A 17,483-nucleotide genomic window follows, 5' to 3' on the forward strand; every position below is an offset into this window, starting at 1 on the left:
CCGGCTCAGAGCCGGCGGACGTGCCGCACCAGCATCGCCGGCGCCTGCCGGGCGGTGCGGCTCTGCGGCGCCACCACGCCGGTGATCTCCACGTCGTCTCCAGGCTCAGCGGCGTTGTCGAACGGGCCGAGCAACTCGAACCGCTCGCCGGACGCATCGAGCTCGAGGAAGCCTTCACGCTGGGCGTGGATGAGCTTCCCGCGTCGGGTCACCGCCGTCAGCGGGTCGGCGAACTCCGAGATGCCACGGGTATCGAACTGACTCCTCGTCATGAGGTACGAGTATGGATGTTCCGAGGCTCCCGCGCTTGGGAAATGCCCGAATTCGTCACGCTGCGTGAGCGACGTCTCACGTATCGTGGAACAGCGCGCTGACCGACTCGCCGTTGTGGATGCGCCGGATCGCCTCCGCGAGCAGCGGCGCCACCGACAGCACCGTGAGTTTGGGGTGCTGGTTGCCGTCGGCCAGCGGGACGGTGTTGGTGCAGACGATCTCCTCGACGTCGGGCTGGTCGCCGAGGCGGCTCAGCGCGTCGTCGGCGAACAGCCCGTGGGTGCAGGCGATCCGGATGGACCGCGCGTCGCGTTCCCGCAGCCGCTCCATCAGCTCGATCAGCGTGCTGCCCTTGGCGATCTCGTCGTCGAGCACGATGATGTCGCGCCCTTCGACGTCACCGATGATCGCGGTGATGGTGACGTTGTCGTCGGCGAAGCGCTGCTTCGCGCCGGCGGCCACCGGGACGCCGAGCATACGGGCGAACGCGGACGCGGGCTTGGCGTTGCCCAGGTCCGGGGAGACGACGACGGAGTTCGACAGGTCGTGGCCGCGGAAGTGCGACGCGAGCTCGCGAAGCGCGTGGAGCTGGTCGACCGGGACGCTGAAGAAGCCGTGCACCTGCGGCGAGTGCAGCGTCATCGCGAGCACCCGGTTGGCGCCGGCGGCGACCAGCAGGTCGGCCATCAGCCGGCCACCGATGGAGATGCGCGGCGCGTCCTTCTTGTCCGACCGTGCGTAGGCATAGTGCGGCATGACGACGGTGGTCCGCGCCGCCGAGGCGCCCCGGGCCGCGTCGAGCATGAGGAACAGCTCCACGAGGTGCTCCTGGACCGGTGGGACGATCGGCTGGATCAGGAAGACGTCGTGCTCGCGGCAGTTGGCCTGCAACTGCACTTCCAGGCAGTCGTTCGCGAACCGCTGGATGCGGACGGGGCTGAGGGTGGCGCCCAACTGGGCGCAGATCTCGGTGGCCAACTCGGGGTGGGCACTGCCACTGAAAACGGCGATGTCGCGCATGGTCGCGAGCATCTCACGCCGGCGGTCCGGGCCTGTCGTCGTGCGGCGCCAGCACCGCCGCGAGGATCTCCCCGAGCTGGCGCACCTGCTGCGCGGTCAGCGGGTCGAAGAGGACCCCGCGGACCTCTTCGACATGGCCGGGCGCGGCGTCGGCGAGGACGGCGAACCCCTCGTCGGTGAGCGTGGCGATGGTGGCCCGCCCGTCGGTCTCGTGCCGCCTGCGACGTACCCAGCCGGCCGCTTCGAGTTTCGCGACCGCATGCGACAGCCGGCTGGGCGACGAGCTGACCGTCCGCGCCAGCTGGGACATCGTCATGGAGCGTTCCGGCGCCTCGGACAGCATGGCGAGGACGATGTAGTAGGCATGCGGCATGCCCGCGTCGCGCTGGAGCTGCCGGTCCAGGGCGTCCCTGAGCAGCTGGTTGGCCTGCAGGTAGGTCCGCCAGACCCGTTGTTCGTCGGTGGTGAGCCACCGTGTCCCGCGCACCGCTCCAGCATAGGTAGAAGGTTGAGCGTTCAAGCGTGGGGGCCTAAGATGCGGCCCGGCGGAGGGTAAGCGGCGTGCCGCCGTCAGTCTGCCAGGCTCAGCCTGGCGCGACGGACCGGCGGCTCGCCCGCCCACGTCGTGCGGTTTCCGGTTCCGGCGGTCTCCGGGCCGATGGTGAACCCGAGCGCCTCCAGGAAATGGTCGCCGGCCGGCCAGGCGGTGCTCGACGACGCGGTGACCTCGTCCAGCCCGGCCTCGCGGGCCTCCTTCAGCAGCACGGTCGCGACCGCGCGGCCCAGCCCACGGCCACGGTGCGACGGCGCCAGCAGGAACAGGCCGACGGCGGCGGCACGGCCGTGCGGGTGCCCGACGACGGCGTCGACGAGGCCGACGATCTTCTCGCCGGCGCGGACGGTGAACAGCCGCTTGTCCTCGAAGGACGCGCCGTCCGGAAGGGAGTAGAACAGGCCCTGCACGTCGCCGGGGCCGGACGGGCCGCCGGTGACGGCCTCGAACCAGTCGTCGCACATCGCGAAGAGTTCCAGCAGGCCCGGCTCGTCGTCCGGCTCGATCTGCTCCCGCACGACGACGGGGCCGAAGTCGGTGGCAACGGTCCAGATCATGTCGTCACCATAACCGGCGGCCGGGGTGCGCTGGCGAGCCCAGGAACCCCCGCCACGCCCCGGACGTCCAAGTCGTGTGAGGACGAGTCGGGTCGGGTTGGTGGCCGTCGCAGCGGTGGCGGTGCTGCTCGCCGCCGGGTGCGGGGACGAACCCCGCACGTCCGGCGACGACCCGACCACGACGGTTTCGCCGACGGCCGAGATCCCCACGGCGACGCCCACCACCCTGCCCGATCCCGGGGAACTGACCGGGGTGCCTGAGCGCGGTGTCGAAGCGGGTTGCTGGCTGCTCGACGGGTACCTGCTGCTGGGCGGGGACGAGACCCTCCTCGCGTCAGGGCAGGAGTTGCGGGTCACCGGCCACATTGCCCGTGACGTCCTGACCACCTGCCAGCAGGGCACGCCGTTCCAGGTGGAGACGGTCGAGCCCGTTCAGTGAACGGTCAGGCCGCCCGCGTCACCTCGATGCGGGTGGGCGACGTGCCGGCGTAGGCGCCCGCCACCCGAACGGTCAGCACGCCGGCGTCGTAGGCGGCGCTGACGGCGCTCGGGTCGACCGGTGCGCCCAGCGCGACCACGCGGCGGAAGCCGCCGTAGCGGACCTCGCGGACGCGGCGGCCCTCGGACTCCTCGTCGCGGGTGTCGCGACGTTCGCCGCGGACCACGAGCTTGCGCCCCTCGACCTCGACGGTGACGTCCTGCTCCGGGTCGATGCCCGGCAGATCGAACCGGGCCACGAGGTCGTCGCCCTCACGGGCGACATCCGCGGCCGGAGCGAACCCCGTCGCCGGGCGGGCGGCCGGAGTCTCCCAGAACGAGCGGAACAGCCGGTCCACATCGGGGAACGGAACGAGAGTGGTGCTCATGGGTATCTCCTTCGTGTCGTAATCCTGGCGTGACCAGGTATGACACGTACAACTTGAGTCAGGGCGACTCAATTCCCAGGAGCCCGTTCGCCGACGGCGATCGCGACGGTCAGGTGCGGTGGCCGACGTGCACGCTGCGGGCGCTGAGGGAGAAGACGTCGTCGCGACGGCCGAGCCAGGCGTCGTCGCCGGGGTCGAGCAGACGCGCCCAGGTGCGGGCGTCGCTCGGGTCGAGCTCGCCGTCCGCGTCGGCGCGGCGGACCCGCTGCGCCAGCGTGTCCAGGACGCTGCGCAGGTCGGCGGCGCTGAGCGGGGTGGGCCGCTCGAACGTGAACGTGCGGGTGCTGACGTCGCTCAGCCCGGCCCGACGCAGCGCGGTCGGCCAGCCGTACGGCATCGGCACGCTGCCCGGCAGGCCGGCGCGCATCCGCGCGAACCACCGGTCCTCCGCGGCCAGCAAGCGCACCTCTAGCCCCGGCGTGCCGATGCCGATGTCCCACGGCAGGTGCCGGCCCGGCAGGCCGCCCTCGGCCAGCGCCAGCCGGCCGCCGGGCGCGAGCAGCGCCGCCAGTGCGTCGATGGCTCCCTGCTGGTCGGCGACGTGATGGATCGACGACGACGCCCAGATGACGTCCGCGCCGCGGGCCACCGTGGGCAGAACCGCGAGCTCGGTGTCGAGATCCGCGCGCAGGAGCCGGAGGTGCCCGTCGTCGATGCCGGACTCCACGATGCGGCGCCGGGCGGCGTCGAGCACCTCGACATCGCTGTCGACGCCCACGACGAACGCCGACGGCGGCAGTTCGGCCCCGAGCGCCTCGGCCATTCCGGCGCCGCCGCAGCCGACGTCGACGGCGAGCCGGTCGGCTGGGCGGACCAACTCGTGCGCGACGAGCCGGTACCAGGCGGCGTCGTCGGCGACGGCGGCACTGAGCCGCTCCGCTTCGTCGGCCCAGTTGATCATGACGAATGGTTGAGTGCTGGTCATGGCTCGGCCCCCCTGGGTGTTTCGGCCGCGGCCCGACCGGTTGCCAGCTGAGGACCGGTCACCGTGGTCGGCCAGCACCCATTGTGCGCCGCCGGCGGCGCCGTGGGTACCGGTCCGCGCGATCCGATCTGCCGAGAACGCCGGCCGGGCCTCGTGCGATCTTCTTGAGAACCACTCTCATTGAAGCACAGACCGGCGGCATGATAGAAGTGATAATCGTTCCCTATCTCAGATTTGTCCAGAGCCTGCCTGCGAGGAGCGCCGAATGCACCAGCGGATCCGCCCGGCGGCAGCGGTGGCCGCCGACCGGGCGGGCCGCCGCCGCGCGCCGGTCGCGGTGGTCGTCCTCGTGCTGCTGCCGGTGCTCGTCGGCTCGGTGCTGCTGGCCATCGGGCTGGGCCCGACGGTCATCGCACCAGGCGACACCGCCCACTACCTCTGGGCGGCGCTCAGCGGCGGCCGCATCGGCGTGGACGAATCGACGACCTACCAGATCATCTGGCAGGTCCGGACGCCTCGGGTGCTGCTCGCGGCGGTCGTCGGAGCCGGGCTGAGCGTGGTCGGTGTCGGCGTGCAGGCGCTGGTGCGCAACGCGCTGGCCGACCCGTTCGTCCTCGGGGTCTCCTCGGGAGCCTCGGTCGGCGCCGTCGCCGTCACCGTCGCCGGCGGGCTCGCGGCGCTGGGGATCTACGCGGTGTCGGTGGGCGCGTTCGCCGGAGCGCTGGCGGCTTCGGTACTGGTGTACGCCGCCTCGGCCGGCCGCGGCGGCACGAGCCCGCTGCGACTGGTGCTCATCGGCGTGGCCATGTCGTTCGGCTTCCAGGCGGTGATGAGTGTCATCGTCTACTTCGCGCCGAACAGCGAGGCCACCAGCACGGTGCTGTTCTGGACGATGGGCAGCTTCGGCGCTGCCACCTGGGGGTCGCTGCCGGCGGTGACGGTCGCGGTGCTGCTGGCGATCGTCGTACTGCGCCGGCTCGCCCGCCCGCTCGACGTGCTCGCCCTGGGCGACGAGACCGCCGCCAGTCTCGGCATCGACGCGGCCCGGCTGCGGACCGGTCTGTTCGTGCTGACGGCGCTGACGACCGGCGCCATGGTCGCGGTCAGTGGCGCCATCGGCTTCGTCGGACTGGTGATGCCGCATCTGGTCCGCATCCTCGTCGGAGCCGGGCACGCGCGGGTGCTCGCCGTCGCACCGCTGATCGGAGCCGTGTTCATGGTGTGGGCGGACCTGGTCTCGCGGACCCTGGTCGCGCCGCGGGAACTGCCCCTGGGCGTGATCACCGCGCTGGTCGGCGTGCCCGTCTTCATCGCGCTCATGCGCCGCCGCGGCTACCTGTTCGGAGGCCGGTGACATGGACCTGCGACTCGACGGGATCTCCGTCGCCGTCGACGGCGTCGACCTCGTCCACGACCTGTCCCTCGACGTGGCGCACGGCAGTGTCGTCGGACTCATCGGACCGAACGGCAGCGGCAAGTCGACCGCCCTGCGGTGCGTGTATCGGGCGCTGCGTCCCACTCGTGGCACGGTGTGGATCGGCGCCGACGACCTCTCCCGCCTGAGCCTGCGGCAGAGCGCCCGCCACATCGCCGCACTCACCCAGCAGGCCGGCAGCGACCTGGACTTCACCGTCGAGGAGGTCGTCGCCCTCGGCCGAGCACCCCACAAACGCGGCAACGACCCGCTGACCGGCGCCGAATGGGCGCTGTGCCGGCACGCGATGGAACGGTTGGACCTGCTGCATCTGGCCGGCCGCGGCGTGCTGTCGCTGTCCGGCGGCGAGCGGCAACGGGTCCTGGTGGCGCGCGCCCTGGTTCAGGAGCCGGAAGTGCTGGTACTCGACGAACCCACCAACCACCTCGATGTGCGTCACCAGATCGAGCTGCTCTCGATGCTGCGGGGTGCGGAACTGACGGTGCTCGTCGTCCTGCACGACCTCAACCTCGCGGCCGCTGCCTGCGACCGGCTCGGTGTGCTCCATCAGGGCCGGATCGTCGCGGCCGGGCCGCCCGCCCAGGTGCTCACCGAAGAGCTGGTGCGCGACGTGTTCGGGGTGGCCGCCCGGGTCGTCCCGCATCCCGTCACCGGGGCGCCGCAACTGCTGTACGACCTCACCACCACACCGGAAGGAAGCCCCGCATGACCACCCGTCACCGACGTACCGCGCTGGCGTTCACGGCCGGAGCGCTCGCGCTCGCCGGCTGCGGCGCCGAGGTGGAGGCCGCCGGCGAGAACGAGACCGTCACCGTGAACCGGTGCGGCGAACCGGTCGAGTACACCACCCCGCAGCGGGTGGTCGCCTACGAGGGCGGCAGTGCCGACAAACTGTTCGCCCTCGGACTCACCGACCACGTGCACGGCTACATCATGCCGCCGGCCAACCCGCCGGTGGAGGAGTCGCCGTGGGCCGCCGACTACGCCGAGGTCGAGTTCCTGAGTGACGACCTGCTCAACCGCGAGATCGTCGTCGATGCCGACGCCGACCTCGTCGTGGCCGGATGGAACTCCGGCTTCAGCGACCAGCGCGGCATCACCCCGGCCATCCTCGACGGCCTCGGCATCCAGAGCTTCATGCACACCGAGTCGTGCTTCAACTACCCGGGGCACCCGGAGCGCGTGACACCGTTCGAGGGGCTCTACACCGACCTCGAACGGCTCGGCCAGATCTTCGGGGTCGAGGACCACGCCGCCGACGTCGTGGCCGGCCTCCAGGCGCGGGTGGAAGCGGTGCGGTCCCAGGTGCCCGAGGGCGACCCCGTCCCCGTCTTCCTCTACGACTCCGGCACCGACCAGCCGTTCACCGCGGGCAGCCAGGTACCGCCGAACGAGATCATCGAGTTCGCCGGCGGCCGCAACGTCTTCGCCGACCTGGAGGAGCGGTGGACCCAGGTCGGCTGGGAGGCGGTCGTGCAGGCCGAGCCCGAGGTGATCATCATCCTCGACTACGGCGATCTGCCCGCCGAGGACAAGATCGAGTTCCTTCGGACGTCTCCGGTCACCCGGGAGCTGCCGGCCGTGCGCGCGGGCAACTTCTACGTCATGGACTACAACGAGGGCATCAGCGGACCGCGCAACGTCGACGGCCTGGAGGGGTTCGCGGAGTACCTGCGGGCACTCCGCGGGTGAGTCAGGTCCGCACTCTCTGGCCGGTCCTGCTCGCCGCGACGATCGGCCTGTTCCCGTTCACCATCTACGCAACGTTCCTGGTACCCATCGCCGACGGCGCCGGGGCGGACACCGCGGCCGTCGGCGCACTGCGTGGCCTGGGCGGGGTGGCGGCGCTGATCGTCGGAGTCGCGTTCGCGCCTCTTGTCGACCGGGTGGCCAAACACCGCTCCGGCGCCGCCGCCCTGGTGCTGCTCGCGGCGGTGTCCGCGCTCGCGACCGAAGGCAGCTATCCGGCGCTGCTGGTGTTCTGCCTCGGCATCGGGGCGGCCACGGCGGTGCTCACCCCGGCGCTGCTGGCGACGGCGGCCGATACAGCGGAGACCGAGGCCGCGGCGGGACGGGCGGCGACGCTCGTCACGGCGGTCGGTTCGCTCGCGGCTGTGCTGGCCGGCCCGGTCATCGGGGTGATGGCGGGCTGGCGAGGCTGGCAGGGCGCCATGGTGATCACCGCGGCGGTGGCGCTGGCGGTGGCACTGGTGCTGGGGACCCGGCGGACCGGTCGCGGCGGCGCGGCCGCGGCTGAGCGCTCGTCGTACCTGGGCGGGCTGCGGGCCGTGCTGGCGCGGCCCCGGCTCGCCGCTCTGGTGCTCATCGCGATGCTGCGGACGGCTGCGTTCATGGGGCACCTCGCCTACCTGGCGGCGGTGTACGACGAGCGGTTCGGGCTCGAGGCCCGAACGTTCACGCTGGTGTGGACCCTCAGCGGCGCGTCGTTCTTCGTCGGCAACCTGGTCGGCGGCCGGTGGGCCAACGACGCCGGTGCCCCCGCCACGCGGCCGTACCGGATGCTCGTGGCGGGCCTGCTGGGCGCGACCGTCGCCGTCGTCGCCGTCTTCCAGGTGACCGTGTTCGGGCTGGCGCTGGCGGCGACGGCGACGATCGCGGCGAGCCACGCCGTCGTGGCGGCGGCGGTCACCACGCTGTTGGTCCGGGACGCGGCGGCGGCCCGTGGCGCGGCCCTCAGCATCAACGCCGCCGGCATGAGCCTCGGGGTGTTCCTGGGCGCCGCGCTGGGCGGCGCGGGGCTCGCGGTAGCCGGTTATGCCGGCATCGCGGCCGCGCTGGGCGGTCTGACGTTGGCGGCGCTGGTGGTCGCGGCGGCGATCAGCCGACGGCCAGCTGAGCTGCGCTGATGCCGCCGGGTCACGGGTCCCATCGGTATCGGGGCGGGCGAGTGCAGGTCTGAGCGCACGGCCGCATTCAGAGCCGAGCGTCCGGGCTGTCGTACGGGCCTCTGACCACGCCCGTTCGGAGCGCCCGGTCCCGGGGTGTGCCGCTGCGACCTGGTCAGCGCGCGTCCGGGCAGCTCACGACCTTGATCAGTTGATCCTCGACGCACCTTCTGCGTGCGCGCGTGCGCTCAGACCTGCACCGCCTCGAAACGCTATGGCTGACGGTGACGGGCGATGCTGGAATCGCGGCGCGGTGAACTCTCAGCCGCAGCCGCAGCCGCCACCGCAGCAGCCGCCTCCGCCGCCGGTGGGTTGGTTGGAACGACCGGCCAGGCCCACGGTGGTGAGCAGTTTCACGGTGTCGTCGTGGCCGGCCGGGCAGGAGGCGGGTGCGGTCGCGTCAGCCATGGGGCGGACGACGTCGAAGGTGGAACCGCACGCGCGGCAGCGGTACTCGTAGGTCGGCACGTCATCAGGGTAGCCGCACCGCGGGCGACATGTATCGACAGTAGGCTCGGCGGGAACGAGTGGAGGGCTGCATGAGCGAGCAGGTCGATGTCGTCGTCCTCGGCATGGGTGTGGGTGGCGAGGCTGTCGCCGGTGCGCTCGCCGAGACCGGTCTGAACGTCGTCGGTGTCGAGGGCCGGCTGGTCGGCGGCGAGTGTCCGTACTGGGGGTGCATCCCCAGCAAGATGGCCATCCGGGCGGCGGATCTCCTGGCCGAAGCCGGCCGCGTCGACGGCATGGCCGGTCATGCCGAGGTGGCGCCGAGCTGGGAGCCGGTCGCCGCCCGCATCCGCGACGAGGCCACCGACGACTGGAACGACCAGGTGGCCGCCGACCGCTTCACCGGCAAGGGCGGCCGGCTGGTACGCGGCTGGGGCCGGCTGGCCGGACCGGGCCGGGTCGAGGTGGACGGCACCACGTACGAGGCCGGCCGCGCCGTCGTCATCGGCACCGGTACCTCCGCAGTCGTCCCGCCCGTCGACGGCCTCGCCGGCACGCCTTACTGGACCAACCGGGAGGCGCTGGAGGCCAAGGAGCTGCCCGCGTCGCTGCTCGTGCTGGGTGGCGGGGCGGTCGGGCTCGAGCTCGCGCAGGTGTTCGCCCGGTTCGGCACACGGGTCGGCGTCATCGAGTTCGCCGACCGGCTGATCGCGGCCGAGGAACCCGAGGCGTCCGAGCTGGCGGCGGCCGCGATGAGCGCCGACGGAATCGACCTGCGGCTGAAGAGCAAGGCCACCGCCGTCCGGCACGACGGCGAACTGTTCACCGTCACGCTGGATGACGGCGTCGAGCTGAGCGCCGAACGGTTACTGGTGTCGGTCGGGCGGCGCAGCGACCTGTCCGCGCTCGGGGTGGACACCGTCGGCCTGGACCCCTCGGCGCACAGCATCGACGTCGACGAACGCCTACGTGCCGGTGAACGCCTGTGGGCCGTCGGCGACGTCACCGGGCACGGCGCCTTCACGCACGTCGCCACCTATCAGGCCGACATCGTCGTGCGCGACATCCTCGGCGAGGACGGGCCGCCGGCCGACTACCGGGCGCTGCCGCGGGTGACGTTCACCGACCCGGAGATCGGCGCCGTCGGCCTCACCGAGGCACAGGCCCGCGACGCCGGGATCCGGGTCGAGACCGGGCTGGCGCAGGTGCCGTCCACCACGCGTGGCTGGATCCACAAGGCCGGCAACGAAGGCGTCATCAAGCTGGTGGCCGACGCCGACGAGGGAGTGCTGGTCGGCGGCACCTCGGCGGGCCCCACCGGCGGCGAGGTGCTCGGTGCGCTCGCCGTGGCCGTGCACGGGCGGGTGCCGGTCGAGACGCTGCGGCACATGATCTACGCCTACCCCACGATCCATCGGGGCATCCAGGACGCACTACGCGACCTCGGCTGAGAAGCCGAGGCCGCGCGGTGTCAGAAGCTCAGGAAAGCCAGTTCATCGGGTTGGTGAACTGGCCGTTCACGAGCACCTCGAAGTGCAGGTGGCAGCCGGTGGACGAGCCCGTCGTGCCGACCCGGCCGATCAGCTCGCCGGCCGCGACGGTCTGGCCGGGGCTGGTGCTGAACGCCGACAGGTGGCTGTAGGTCGTGGTGACCTCCATACCGCCGATGGTGCCGTGCGAGACGGAGATGCGGTTGCCGTAGGCGCCTTCGTATCCGGTGGATTCGACGGTGCCCGGGTACGCCGCGTGCACACCGGCGCCGCAGGAGGCGCCGAAGTCGGTGCCGCTGTGCAGCTTGTACACGCCGGTGACCGGGTGCACTCGCATGCCGTACGGCGAGGTGATCGGGCCGGTGGACGGCCGCTGGAAGGTGCCGTCGCCAGTGGGCGGCGGGGTGTCGGTGCCTCCGCCGTCGCCTCCGGTGTCGCCACGGTCGGGCTGCCGCTCGGCCTCGGCCCGCTCCCGCTCGGCACGCTGTGCCGCCGCGTGGATGTCGCGGACCTCCTGCAGCTTCGCACTTGCCTGCTCGGTGGCGGTCGCCGCCTCCGCCAGCGCGGTCTCGGTCTGCTCGGCGAGCTCGGCGGCGGACGCGGCGGCCTCGGCGGCGGCTGCGGCATGCCCGTCGGCGCGGGCGGCGGCGTTGGTGGCCTCCGCCCGGGATTCCGCGGCCTGCCGGATCATCGTCTCCTGGACCCGCATCAGCTCGTTGAGAGCGGCGGACTGGCTCTGGAACTGCGTCGGGTCCGACGCACCCAGCTGCACCAGCGAGCCGAGCTCGGAGTTGTTCATGTAGGCGTTGGCGGCCAGCCGGCCCAGGGACTGCCGAGCCTGCTCCGCCGCCTGCTCGGCGTCGGAACGCTGCCCGGTGGCCCGCTCCGCGCGTGCCGTTGCCTCCCGGGCCGCGGTGGCGGCGTCGAGAGCGGCCTGGCTGGCTGCCTCGGCGCGCTGCTGCGCCCGCTGCTCGGCCTGCTGCGCCGCCTCGAACTCCGTCTGGGCCGTCTCGAGATCGGCCGCCGCCTCTTCGACGGACGGGACCTCGGCGGTGCGGAGGGAGGATGCCTGGCTACGGATGACGGAGACGTCGGTGCCGACACCGGAAGCCGTCGCGACAGATGTGACTGCCGTCGACGACGGTATTCCCCATGTCACACATCCGACGGCTGCGGCCGTCACGATGGCCCCTAGAGATCTTTTCCTCACTCGGGGCTCTTCCTGTCCTGGATCATCGGCCGCTACTGTAGGCGACGTTTGCCCGGTATACAACCAATGGCTGTATCGATGGGGGTCCCGCATGCTCGACGCCGGTGCCGCGTTGCAGGCATCGCTGCGCCCGCTGACCAGGCCGGACGTCGAGCTCTTCGCGGGTGGCGGCAACTTCCTGCGCACCGGTGGGAGCTGGCTGTACACGGCCACGCGCGGGCCGGTTCCGGGCGCCGCCGACGTCACCCTCGAGCGGCGCTACTCAGGCGCCGCGCGGGTGAACCGCGGCGGCGTCATCCTGGTGCTGCTGGACCCGGCCTGGGTGTCCGGCCCCGACGCGCGGCCGGAGCTGGCCTGGTGCGCGGCGTATCAGGCGGATACCGGCCCGGTGGCGGTGCCGCTCGCGGAGTTCGAGGCGCGGGGGCCGGTGGTGGTGGGCCTGACGGCGCCGGAACTGGATCCCGCCGAGCTGCTGACCGCATCGGCCATCGCGCGGCTGCTCGGGGTGAGCCGCAGCACAGTGAACGCCTACCACTCGCGGGGTCAGATGCCGCCGCCCGTCGCGACGCTGAGCAGCCGGCTGCCGCTGTGGACCCGGCCGATCGTCGACCACTGGAGCGCGGGGCAGAGCCGCCGGCGCCGGCCACTGCGGTGACCGGGGCCTGCTTATACGCGAACGCGTCCTAGATCACCACGAGCCCCTCACCCGAGGCACCCATCGGGTGTTCGGACCATTTCCGCGTCAGATCCGACATACGCCGCGATGTGTACCTAGTCTGCGAGAGAACCGCAGGTGAACGGGGTGTTCGCCGCCGGCAGGCAAGACGCGAGGGGTCCTGATGAGCGAGCTGTCGATCCATATGCGGACCGAACCGGTCCGTGAACGATTCGTTGCCGTTCGTCCACCGGTCACCGTGGTGCCGGAGCCACGCACGTCGCCGACACCGGTGACCGCCCGCCGGCCGCTGGTGCTCCCGGGCGCGGCCGACGCCCCAGCCGCCGCGGACCGCCGCAAGCTGCCCGCCGGCGACCGTGCCGCCCTCCTCATCGGCACCGCGGCGCACGACCACGCCGGTTACCCGCCGCTGCCCACCGCGGCCGCCGGGGTGCGGCACCTCGAGCAGGTCCTGGAGCGGCAGGACGTCGGCATGGCCGAGACCGTCCGGACGGTGACCGACGCCACCCGCGCGGAGATGATGCGCGCCATCGAGACGTTCCTCGACGAGCGCGAACTCAGCGACACCGTGCTTGTGTACCTGGCCGGCTACGCCGGGGTTTCGGTCCGCGACGGCAGACTGTTCCTGGTCGCCGCCGACACCGACCCCGACGACCTCGAGGGCACCGCCGTGGCCGCGGAGTTCCTGCGCCAACGGCTCCAGGAGTGCCGCGCCGCCAGCAAGGTCGTCCTGCTGGACCACTGCGCGGCCGATGACCGGGCCCGGCTGTCGGTGCACGGTCGCGGTGTCATGCCCGAACCCGCCGGGGTGTACGTCATCTCCGCGTCCCGGACCCTGCGCCCGGCCGCCGAGCTGGCCGACCCGGCGTCGCCGCTGGGCACCACCATGTTCACCGAGGAGATCGTCGAGGGGCTGCGCAGCGGGCGGGTCAAGTCCGGCCTGGGCCCGTGGGTCACCGCGGACGACCTCGCCGGCTACGTCGTCGACCGGCTGGAGCAGCGGGGCGTGCCCGAGGACCGGCTGCCGGCGACGTCGACCCTCGCGGTGTCCGGCAACCACGTCATCGCGCGGTCCGCGGTCCGGGCGCTCAGCCTGCTCGACGGGGACCGCGCGGCCGAGCGCCCGGTGCCGGCCCAGCCGGAGCCGGAGCCCCGTCGCGAGGAGCTCGCCGACCCCGGCTGGCGCGACCTGATCACGTACTACCGGGCCTGCCTGACCGAGGCCCGCCCGCCGGAGACGACGCCGTCGCGGGACGCGGAGTCGGTCGACTGGTTCCCGATGGCGTCCGGCGCCGAGGTGCTGCTCAGCGGGACCGAGGCGCTGGCGTCGGCGCCCGCGGGTGTCGACACGTTCGACTGGAAGGAACGTGACGTCTGGTACGGCTACCCGTTCGTCTCGCTGGCCGGCGGCGGCCGCCGGCACTCGGCCAACCCGCTCGCGTCGCCTAGCGTGGCGGCGCTGCTGGTGCGCCGGGTCGAGGTCACCGTCGACGCGCGGGGCGCGGCGGCGCTGCGTCCCACCGGCCCCGTCGTGCCGCACGCCGGCGTCCTGCGGGCGTGCCTCGACGACCAGGAGGCGGCCAGCGTGCTGGCGGCCTGGCGGCAGAGCTGGAAGCCCGGCGATCACGAGCAGATGCTGGCCGCGATCCGCCAGCTCATGCGCCGCCTCGGGCTCACCGAGCTGGAGCCGCTCGACCCCACCGCCCTCGCGGCCGACGACCTGCGCACCGCCACCCGCACCGGGGTGCACAACGCCGCCTGCGTGCTCTACGTCGAGTCCGACCGGCCGGCCGCGCTGGCCGTCAGCGCCGAGCTGGGCGAGCTCGCCGACCGCGCCGGCCAGGTGGCCGGTACGGCGCTGGAGTTCCTGGGCAAACCGGTCGGGCTGCGCCGCGTCGACGGACCGGCCCCCGTGCCCGTCCAGCCGGAGGAGCTGGACGAGAATCAGCAGGCAGTCCTGGCCGCCGCGATGACCCGGCCGCTGACCGTCGCCGCCGCGCCCCCCGGCACCGGCAAGGAGCGCCTGATCGTCGACGTCGTCGCCACCGCGGTCGCGGCGGGGCAGCGGGTCCTGGTCGCGTCACCCGACGAGGCCGTCCTGCAGGAGCTGACCGACCGGTGCGGCGCGCTGGCGCCCGGGCTGCTGATCAAAACCGGTGACGCCCAGGCGCGGGCGGAGGAGAAGCAGCTGGTGCGTGAGCTGCTGCGGGCGGCCAAGGACGAGCCGCGCGGCCGACGGCGCGAGAACGTCGAAGCCGACCTCGCCGCCGTCCGCGGGCAGCTGCGCGACTGGCGGGAGCTGCTGCGGGAGCGCAACGCCGTGGAGACCCGGCTGCGCAAGACGACGTCAGCGCGTGCGGCCGCCGCCACCCGGCTCGGGTTGACCCCCGGGCTGCTCGGGGCGGCGTGGCGCGAGGACGACGCGGCCATGCGGGACTGGATCGAGCGCGGCCGCGAGCTCACCGACACGAAGTTCCTCGGCGGGTTCCGGCGCCGCAGCCTCGTCGTCAGTTACCTGCGCGCGCTGGACGAGGGCGGCATCGACACCGGGAGGTTGCGTCAGCCACTGCTGGAGCCGGCGGCGTTCGACTCGCTGCTGCTGTTCGCCCGGGCCGAGCAGCGGCTGCGGCAGGACCGACGCCGCGTCGAACAGCTCGACGACGACCTCCTGGACGCTCAGGGTCAGGCGCTCACCGAACGGCTGCGCCAGCTCTCCGCCGAGCTGCTCGCCGTCGTCGTCGCCGAGCAGGCGGCCGGTGCCCAGGACGAGCTCACCGCGCGCCGGCGGGCGCTCGAGCCCGGTGGCAAGGACCGGCTCGCCAGCCAGCGACAGCTCATGGAGCACCTCGGCGGATGGGCCGTCACCGTCGAGGCGGCACAGCAGCTGGCGCTGGAGCCGGGCATGTTCGACCTGGTCGTGCTTGACGACGCGCACCGCTGCTCGGTCGCCGCCGCGATGCCGGTCATGTTCCGCGCCCGCCGCGCCCTCGTGATCGGGGATCCGCGCCGCCGGCAGCAGCCGCCGGCCCTCAGTGACCACCGGGTCCGCAAGGCGCGCGAGAACTCCGGCATCAGCGCGGCCTGGCTGGAAGAGCGGCGGGTGGCGTTCGGCGCGCACTCCGCGTACGACGCCGCATCCGGCAACGTCGACCAGCCGATCCTGCTCGACGTGCACAACGGCTCCCACCCGGGCATCGCGCGCATCGTCGACGAGCACTTCTACGGTGCCCGGCTCACCGTCGTCACCGACGTCACCGGGCTGCGGCGGGCCAGCGACCCCGAGACCGGCGAGGCCACGCTGCTGCTGTGGGAGGACGTCAACGGCGCACCCGAGCGCGGGGCGAACGGCGGTTCGTGGCGCAACCAGGCGGAGCTCGACCGCGTCGTGTGGGCGGTCAACGAGCTGCGCGACCAGCTACCCGAGGGCGCCACCATCGCCGTCGCAACCCCCTTCCGGGCCCAGGCCGACGAGTTGCGTTCGCTGTTCCGGTTCGAGCCGGTGCGGGTGATCTCGGTCGACGACGACGCGATGGCCGGGTGCGACGCAGTGGTGCTGTCGCTGGTCGCCGGTGAGGGGACGCCCGAGCAGACCGTGCGCTGGGTGCAGAGCCAGGCGGACCTGTGGAGCGCTGCGCTGGGCGCCGTGCGAGCACAGGTCGTCACCGTCGGTCAGCACGGGTTCTGGTCCCGGCAGGCCGGGCTGCCGGAATTGCTGGCACGGCTGTCGTCGGTGCGCTCGTTCCACGTCCGGCCGATCCCGCCGTCGGCCGTCGAGCCGGCCGTCGAGGTCGACCCGCTGGTGCAGGCACTGTGCGAGCGTCTGACCGCTGCCGGGCACCCGGACGTGACACCGAACGCCCTGGTCGACGGGTACCGGTGCGACCTGCTGGTGCGGACACCGGCGGAGACCGTCGCGGTGCTGCTCGACCGCGGCTGGCCGGCCGGCGAGGACGCGGCGCGGCACGTGCGGCTGCTGCTGCGTCGCCGCCGGCTGTTGCGCGGATTGGCGCCCCGGCAGGGCGATGCGCCGGTGACCCGGGTGCTGCGGGTGCCGACCTGGCAGGTGCGTTCCGGCGAGCCGATCCCGGGACTGGTGGACTGAGTTCGTTTGCACCAGGTTTGACCAATTGTCACCGCATATGGGGCAAGATCGACGTCACACTGCCGTGACGTCGAGAGGACACGACATGCGCATCCACCGCCTCGCCGCCCCCGCGCTTCTGGCAACCTTGGCCCTGATGGCAGGAGCAACGGCGCCCGCGGCCTCGGCCGACGCTGGCCGGTCCGCCCAGGCCGAACCGTCGGCACGGGACCGGCCGCTCACCGTCATGAGCTTCAACATCCACCACGGGGTCGGCACCGACGGCCTGCTCGACCTGCAGAGGGTCGCCGACGTCGTCAAGACCGAGGGGGTCGACGTCGTCGGTCTGCAAGAGGTCGACCGGCACTGGGGTGAGCGCAGTGACTTCGTCGACCAGGCCGCCTGGCTCGCCGACGAACTGGACATGCACGTCGTCTACGGCGCCAACCTCGACCAGGACCCACTCCAGCCAGGCCAGCCGCGACGCCAGTACGGCACCGCGATCCTCAGCGAACGACCCATCCGCGAGTGGGACAACACCTTCCTGCCCAGGTACGAGGGCCACGAGCAGCGCGGCCTGCTGCGCGCGCGCATCAACGTCCGCGGGGTCTGGGTGACGGTCTTCAACACGCACCTGCAGCACAACGACGCCAACGAGCGGCTGGAGCAGGTGGCCGCCATCGAGGAGCTGATGGGTACGCCGGACGAGTCGGTCGTGCTGGTCGGCGACCTCAACGCGCGGCCGGATGCACCGGAGATCCGGGAGCTGATGGACGACCTCGTCGACACCTGGGAGGCCGCCGGCGTCGGCGACGGCGCCACCTATCCGGCCGAGGACCCCAACGCCCGCATTGACTACGTGCTGACCTCCGGCGACGTCATCACCCGCACGGCCGCAGTGGTGACCACGGACGCCTCCGACCACCTGCCGGTCAAGGCGGACGTCCTGCTGCCCGGTTCGAATGTCGGCCTCGGCAACTGACC

17 protein-coding genes are annotated in these 17,483 nt (G+C 72.6%); 9 read left to right on the forward strand and 8 right to left on the reverse strand.

From position 1 onward, the window contains the following. Nucleotides 1-5: 5 nt before the first annotated feature. The 4 genes from JIAGA_RS0104060 to JIAGA_RS0104075 all read right to left on the reverse strand — a co-directional run bounded on the left by JIAGA_RS0104060 (nt 6) and on the right by JIAGA_RS0104075 (nt 2,403). Nucleotides 6-272, reverse strand: a complete 267-nt coding sequence (locus tag JIAGA_RS0104060; RefSeq protein WP_026874667.1) for a hypothetical protein — start codon at nt 270-272, stop codon at nt 6-8. 76 nt (nt 273-348) lie between these two features. Continuing rightward, the gene (locus JIAGA_RS0104065) at nt 349-1,293 is read right to left on the reverse strand and encodes a ribose-phosphate diphosphokinase (RefSeq protein ID WP_026874668.1); all 945 of its coding nucleotides are present in this window, start codon (nt 1,291-1,293) and stop codon (nt 349-351) included. Between the two features lie 13 nt (nt 1,294-1,306). Beyond that, nucleotides 1,307-1,780, reverse strand: a complete 474-nt coding sequence (locus JIAGA_RS0104070; RefSeq protein WP_026874669.1) for a MarR family winged helix-turn-helix transcriptional regulator — start codon at nt 1,778-1,780, stop codon at nt 1,307-1,309. An 83-nt stretch (nt 1,781-1,863) separates the two neighbouring features. Beyond that, complete coding sequence (locus JIAGA_RS0104075) at nt 1,864-2,403, reverse strand: GNAT family N-acetyltransferase (RefSeq protein ID WP_051425686.1); 540 nt, start codon at nt 2,401-2,403, stop codon at nt 1,864-1,866. 100 nt (nt 2,404-2,503) lie between these two features. On the opposite strand from JIAGA_RS0104075, the gene JIAGA_RS0104080 reads away from it, so the two are divergent. Beyond that, a complete protein-coding gene (locus tag JIAGA_RS0104080) occupies nt 2,504-2,842 on the forward strand; it encodes a hypothetical protein (RefSeq protein WP_051425688.1) in 339 nt (112 codons plus the stop codon). Between the two features lie 4 nt (nt 2,843-2,846). Here JIAGA_RS0104080 and JIAGA_RS0104085 read toward each other — a convergent pair whose 3' ends face one another. Together JIAGA_RS0104085 and JIAGA_RS0104090 are read right to left on the reverse strand one after the other, a co-directional pair. Further along, nucleotides 2,847-3,269 (reverse strand): Hsp20/alpha crystallin family protein, encoded by a 423-nt coding sequence (locus tag JIAGA_RS0104085; protein ID WP_026874672.1) that lies wholly within the window; start codon nt 3,267-3,269, stop codon nt 2,847-2,849. A 109-nt stretch (nt 3,270-3,378) separates the two neighbouring features. Then, nucleotides 3,379-4,254: a class I SAM-dependent methyltransferase gene (locus JIAGA_RS0104090; protein ID WP_026874673.1), complete on the reverse strand. Its 876-nt coding sequence runs from the start codon at nt 4,252-4,254 to the stop codon at nt 3,379-3,381. 265 nt (nt 4,255-4,519) lie between these two features. On the opposite strand from JIAGA_RS0104090, the gene JIAGA_RS0104095 reads away from it, so the two are divergent. Genes JIAGA_RS0104095 through JIAGA_RS27475 form a run of 4 tightly spaced genes read left to right on the forward strand, consistent with a single transcriptional unit; the run spans nt 4,520 to nt 8,556 of the window. Then, nucleotides 4,520-5,608, forward strand: coding sequence for a FecCD family ABC transporter permease (locus JIAGA_RS0104095; RefSeq protein ID WP_084469456.1), 1,089 nt, complete (start codon nt 4,520-4,522; stop codon nt 5,606-5,608). Nucleotide 5,609: 1 nt separating this feature from the next. Then, nucleotides 5,610-6,398 (forward strand): ABC transporter ATP-binding protein, encoded by a 789-nt coding sequence (locus tag JIAGA_RS0104100; RefSeq protein WP_026874675.1) that lies wholly within the window; start codon nt 5,610-5,612, stop codon nt 6,396-6,398. Beyond that, nucleotides 6,395-7,381: an ABC transporter substrate-binding protein gene (locus JIAGA_RS0104105; RefSeq protein WP_026874676.1), complete on the forward strand. Its 987-nt coding sequence runs from the start codon at nt 6,395-6,397 to the stop codon at nt 7,379-7,381. Before JIAGA_RS0104100 ends, JIAGA_RS0104105 begins: the two co-directional genes overlap by 4 nt. Then, nucleotides 7,378-8,556 (forward strand): MFS transporter, encoded by a 1,179-nt coding sequence (locus tag JIAGA_RS27475; protein WP_035812073.1) that lies wholly within the window; start codon nt 7,378-7,380, stop codon nt 8,554-8,556. The genes JIAGA_RS0104105 and JIAGA_RS27475 overlap by 4 nt, the downstream gene beginning before the upstream one ends. 300 nt (nt 8,557-8,856) lie before the next feature. On the opposite strand, the gene JIAGA_RS0104115 is transcribed toward JIAGA_RS27475, so the two are convergent. Then, the gene (locus tag JIAGA_RS0104115; protein WP_026874677.1) at nt 8,857-9,063 is read right to left on the reverse strand and encodes an FmdB family zinc ribbon protein; all 207 of its coding nucleotides are present in this window, start codon (nt 9,061-9,063) and stop codon (nt 8,857-8,859) included. A 71-nt stretch (nt 9,064-9,134) separates the two neighbouring features. On the opposite strand from JIAGA_RS0104115, the gene JIAGA_RS0104120 reads away from it, so the two are divergent. Continuing rightward, nucleotides 9,135-10,493, forward strand: coding sequence for a dihydrolipoyl dehydrogenase family protein (locus JIAGA_RS0104120; protein WP_026874678.1), 1,359 nt, complete (start codon nt 9,135-9,137; stop codon nt 10,491-10,493). A gap of 28 nt (nt 10,494-10,521) precedes the next feature. Here the strand turns inward: JIAGA_RS0104120 and JIAGA_RS32760 are convergent, their stop codons facing one another. Then, nucleotides 10,522-11,691: a M23 family metallopeptidase gene (locus tag JIAGA_RS32760; protein WP_211239500.1), complete on the reverse strand. Its 1,170-nt coding sequence runs from the start codon at nt 11,689-11,691 to the stop codon at nt 10,522-10,524. A 142-nt stretch (nt 11,692-11,833) separates the two neighbouring features. On the opposite strand from JIAGA_RS32760, the gene JIAGA_RS0104130 reads away from it, so the two are divergent. The 3 genes from JIAGA_RS0104130 (at nt 11,834) to JIAGA_RS0104140 (ending at nt 17,481) form a co-directional block, all read left to right on the forward strand. Continuing rightward, nucleotides 11,834-12,397 (forward strand): helix-turn-helix transcriptional regulator, encoded by a 564-nt coding sequence (locus JIAGA_RS0104130; protein ID WP_026874680.1) that lies wholly within the window; start codon nt 11,834-11,836, stop codon nt 12,395-12,397. Nucleotides 12,398-12,581: 184 nt separating this feature from the next. Then, nucleotides 12,582-16,520, forward strand: a complete 3,939-nt coding sequence (locus JIAGA_RS0104135) for an AAA domain-containing protein (RefSeq protein WP_157552679.1) — start codon at nt 12,582-12,584, stop codon at nt 16,518-16,520. A 136-nt stretch (nt 16,521-16,656) separates the two neighbouring features. Next, the gene (locus JIAGA_RS0104140) at nt 16,657-17,481 is read left to right on the forward strand and encodes an endonuclease/exonuclease/phosphatase family protein (RefSeq protein ID WP_035813394.1); all 825 of its coding nucleotides are present in this window, start codon (nt 16,657-16,659) and stop codon (nt 17,479-17,481) included. Nucleotides 17,482-17,483 lie beyond the last annotated feature (2 nt).

The organism is Jiangella gansuensis DSM 44835 (genome assembly GCF_000515395.1).
GTDB lineage: Bacteria > Actinomycetota > Actinomycetes > Jiangellales > Jiangellaceae > Jiangella > Jiangella gansuensis.

Bases quoted from the DNA above. Each gene is read 5' to 3' on its own strand.
- JIAGA_RS0104060 (WP_026874667.1), bottom strand. From the start codon at position 272: ATGACGAGGAGTCAGTTCGATACCCGTGGCATCTCGGAGTTCGCCGAC.
- JIAGA_RS0104065 (WP_026874668.1), bottom strand. From the start codon at position 1,293: ATGCGCGACATCGCCGTTTTCAGTGGCAGTGCCCACCCCGAGTTGGCC.
- JIAGA_RS0104075 (WP_051425686.1), bottom strand. From the start codon at position 2,403: ATGATCTGGACCGTTGCCACCGACTTCGGCCCCGTCGTCGTGCGGGAG.
- JIAGA_RS0104085 (WP_026874672.1), bottom strand. From the start codon at position 3,269: ATGAGCACCACTCTCGTTCCGTTCCCCGATGTGGACCGGCTGTTCCGC.
- JIAGA_RS0104090 (WP_026874673.1), bottom strand. From the start codon at position 4,254: ATGACCAGCACTCAACCATTCGTCATGATCAACTGGGCCGACGAAGCG.
- JIAGA_RS0104095 (WP_084469456.1), top strand. From the start codon at position 4,520: ATGCACCAGCGGATCCGCCCGGCGGCAGCGGTGGCCGCCGACCGGGCG.
- JIAGA_RS0104100 (WP_026874675.1), top strand. From the start codon at position 5,610: ATGGACCTGCGACTCGACGGGATCTCCGTCGCCGTCGACGGCGTCGAC.
- JIAGA_RS0104105 (WP_026874676.1), top strand. From the start codon at position 6,395: ATGACCACCCGTCACCGACGTACCGCGCTGGCGTTCACGGCCGGAGCG.
- JIAGA_RS0104120 (WP_026874678.1), top strand. From the start codon at position 9,135: ATGAGCGAGCAGGTCGATGTCGTCGTCCTCGGCATGGGTGTGGGTGGC.
- JIAGA_RS0104130 (WP_026874680.1), top strand. From the start codon at position 11,834: ATGCTCGACGCCGGTGCCGCGTTGCAGGCATCGCTGCGCCCGCTGACC.
- JIAGA_RS0104135 (WP_157552679.1), top strand. From the start codon at position 12,582: ATGAGCGAGCTGTCGATCCATATGCGGACCGAACCGGTCCGTGAACGA.
- JIAGA_RS0104140 (WP_035813394.1), top strand. From the start codon at position 16,657: ATGGCAGGAGCAACGGCGCCCGCGGCCTCGGCCGACGCTGGCCGGTCC.